The organism is Pseudomonas sp. ARP3, assembly GCF_001029595.1.
GTDB lineage: Bacteria > Pseudomonadota > Gammaproteobacteria > Pseudomonadales > Pseudomonadaceae > Aquipseudomonas > Aquipseudomonas rhodesiae.
Genome location: NZ_LEKF01000056.1, coordinates 1 through 3,124, shown reverse-complemented (window position 1 = coordinate 3,124; position 3,124 = coordinate 1). Strand labels below are relative to the sequence as shown.

The following is a 3,124-nucleotide window of genomic DNA, read 5'->3' as shown; positions in this document are numbered from 1 at the left end:
CAAACGCTTCGACTTCAAATGCCCGATCGAGGTGATGGGCGAAGTGATGCAAGAAGCCGTGGTGATGCGGCATGATGCTCCCGCTTCAATTCAATAACCGTGTTGCACTCAGATCCTGCAACCGCCCAGTGATTTAACCTGTCGGGCTTTTGGCAAGCCAGCGGAGGACCATTGGTAGATGCTTCATATGGTGCAGAAGTTATTAGCAGTGAAACGAGAGTCCTGCTATTCGATCAGGCTAGAAATGCTATTAGCAGTGAAGTGCCTCACTTTCATAAAATAAACATTGGTAGGTGTGGGATGTGCCCCCGTTTCGCGAAGCGGATGAATGCAGGCCGTTACGGTGACCTACAAATTTACGGAGAAGATGTTTTATGTACGGAGTTAATGAGTTGATCGGGGCCAGCGGTAGTTTTTCTCTTGATGGATATAACCTACCTGGGGACAAGGAGTGGTCTGAGGAAATGTTAGAGGTTCTGCATGCGGACATTCCAGGCAGTCATGATCTCCTAATCGCAATCGTGCTGACTCAAGAGTGTGCGGAGTTACGTGAGCGAAGTTCTATGGCAATGGCTGTAGTGCTTAGTGAATACGAGTCAACGCTCGGGCAGCCAGATGCGTTGCGAGCAAGAACGTTTTTTGTCGCAGCAATCACAGAGCTGAAGATGGTTCTTGATGAACTTAAAGACCAGCCGCAAGCAGAGCAGGAAAAAGTGTTGTCGCGTTTGGGTGATTATTTCGGAGAAGACGTCAAAAAGTTTGACACCTCGTTTGAAGGGATGGAGCAAGTATATTTGCTGAGCAACCCGAATACAGGGCGATATTGGATGTCGCTGAAGCGTCATGCTTAATAACGTGTCGCGAAGCGGAGGATTGGCTGGTGAGTGAGTGCGCAATTGCAGACATGGATAAGCGCGCTCGCGCACTAGGCAGAATCAAGAAATGTTTTGCGCTCGCAAAATCCAGCAACCCGCATGAGGCCGAAGCAGCAATGCGGCAAGCCCGCAAACTTATGGACAAGTTCAAGCTGGAAGTAGGCGATGTGCGTGCTACCCAGGCGGAGGAATTCTCCCTGCGGATCGGTAAAGCCAAAAGCGTTCCGCCACAATGGATTCGCATGTTGTCGATGACTGTCTCAAAGGCGTTCGGCTGTGTGAGTTTCTACAGCTATGGCCCTAACGGGCAGTCGCTGATTTTTATTGGAGAAATCGGTAGCGCTGAAATGTCGGCCTATGCGTATGAGGTGCTTATCCGGCAACTGAAAGACTCCAAGAGAAAATACCTCTCAGGGGTCAGCGTTCAGGGCGCAGTGCAAAGGCGCAGAGCGGGAGTGATGTATGCAGAAGCGTGGATCATCGGCGTACACAAACGAGTAGAGGAATTTGCCGGCGTTACGGAAGAAGGGGAGCGGGCAATCCACGCTTATACCCAGAGACATTATCCTGGTGTTCCGATCACAAAGATGAAACGCCGGAAACTCGATATGGGTGCGTACCGAGCGTACATTCAGGGCAAAAGGGATGGTGAAAGCGTCTCTCTGCACAAACCTATGGGCCGTGAAGAGCACATGCTGTTGGAATGAGGTCGCCCCCAGGAATAAGTCCCGCTCGAGCGGGATTTTTTTCGTCCGATGTTTGTCCCCTGAAAGTGGGGGTAAGCCTGTGGATAAAGTCCTGGCGTGGCGGTCTGGGAACGCTCCCCCGGCGATGCTCAAATTTCAACCAGCCGGGCGAAATTCGACATCTCACTTGACGTTCGCAATCGAGACAGAGATATTCCCCTCGGCACACGGGTAGGTGCCTGCCGTCCACATTGGCAAAGCGAAAGCACTACCGACAAACCAACGGAACCCATATGGGTGCTCCGAAGTGGACACAGAGCATCAGCCTTTGGAGGCTGCCGTATGCAAAACCCAATCACACTCCGCGATATCGAAAACCTCAAAAAGCTCGCCAAACAGGCAAAGGCCCTTCACCCAGGACTGAGCCATGCGCAGCGCCTCAACCTGATGGCGCAGCATCATCTTCAAGCACGCAGCTATCACGAAGTTCGTAAGTGGGTCGCTCGCTCGTTAGAGCAGCATTACGAGCGGAAGGACGGTGGCGTGGTCTACTGCAAGCTCTGCCGCTTTTCTTTCGTACCCGGTATAGCCGAGGACTCGACTACTCACGAGAAGCGTCACCTCAATTTTGAGGACGCTCTTTTCTCCCTCGGAGCGTTACCAGCTGCACATGCCACCCGAGAGCAAAGGAAACGCGAGGCGCATAACCTGATCCATTCCGCACCGTCCGCCGGCGAGGAACTGGCTGGAGTCGAGCAGCTGGTCAACGCCTGGTATGACCGTTCGCTGGAATCCGCGATCGGCAATGGCGACTGGAAGAAACACCCGAGCCTTGCCGAGTATGCCGCGATGATCGTTCCAACCGTTGAGGCCTGGTTGCGGCAGAGCAGGGTGTTGTACCTGTCCAAATACGGCTGCAATCGAGGCGTGATCCCAGAGGGTCAGACAACGTGGGTTCAGCCTGAAGGCTGATAGGGTTGGGTCTTTTGGGGAAGCTGCGACAATCGGCACGTTGATTGATCCCATCTTCCCCAGGACTTCCCACATGAGCCGAGATACCTACGAAGCCAACATCGCCTTCATCGACCAGACGGTAAAGCGCCTGGAGCGCAATGAAGTGAGCATCGACGAGTTGGAGACCCTTGCTCGCGAATTTGCGGATGCCCGTAAGTTCTGCGCCGACCGGCTTACCCGCATCGAGGGCGTTGTTCAAGCAACCTTGGGCGCTGAAGAGGGACAGGCCGGTGACCGCACCTGATCCGATTGAGCAGCACCTCACTCTCAGCGCATACCTTACCCAGATCCAGAAGGCCATCCGTGCTGCGGTGCCAGACAGCTGCTGGGTTGTTGCAGAACTCAGTGACTTCAAGCGCCGCCCGAACGGCCACTGCTACATGGACATCTTGGAGTCGCGTGAGGGAGCCGAGGTGGCGAAGGCACGGTGCACCATGTTTGCGAACGTCGCCGGCAAGGTACTTGGTGAGTGGCAGCAGGCAACCGGAGGCCTGCCCCAAGCAGGAATGAACGTCCTGCTGAAAGTGAGGGCGGATTTTTCCCCTCAGT

At 54.2% G+C, this 3,124-nt stretch carries 5 protein-coding genes; all 5 read left to right on the top strand.

Features of this window, described 5'->3' with window-relative positions:
- Window positions 1-374 precede the first annotated feature (374 nt).
- Entirely contained in the window at window positions 375-851 is a 477-nt protein-coding gene (locus ABX75_RS27945; RefSeq protein ID WP_047883133.1) for a hypothetical protein, read from the top strand.
- Window positions 852-880: 29 nt separating this feature from the next.
- Window positions 881-1,582 carry a DUF2786 domain-containing protein gene (locus ABX75_RS27940; protein WP_011078016.1) on the top strand — a complete coding sequence of 234 codons (702 nt, stop codon included), beginning with the start codon at window positions 881-883 and terminating at the stop codon, window positions 1,580-1,582.
- 321 nt (window positions 1,583-1,903) lie between these two features.
- Complete coding sequence (locus tag ABX75_RS27935; RefSeq protein ID WP_047296991.1) at window positions 1,904-2,533, top strand: hypothetical protein; 630 nt, start codon at window positions 1,904-1,906, stop codon at window positions 2,531-2,533.
- Window positions 2,534-2,606: 73 nt separating this feature from the next.
- Window positions 2,607-2,819 carry an exodeoxyribonuclease VII small subunit gene (locus ABX75_RS27930; protein WP_047883132.1) on the top strand — a complete coding sequence of 71 codons (213 nt, stop codon included), beginning with the start codon at window positions 2,607-2,609 and terminating at the stop codon, window positions 2,817-2,819.
- The coding region (locus ABX75_RS27925; protein ID WP_047883131.1) for an exodeoxyribonuclease VII large subunit at window positions 2,806-3,124 on the top strand (319 nt) is incomplete at its 3' end. The genes ABX75_RS27930 and ABX75_RS27925, both read left to right, overlap by 14 nt.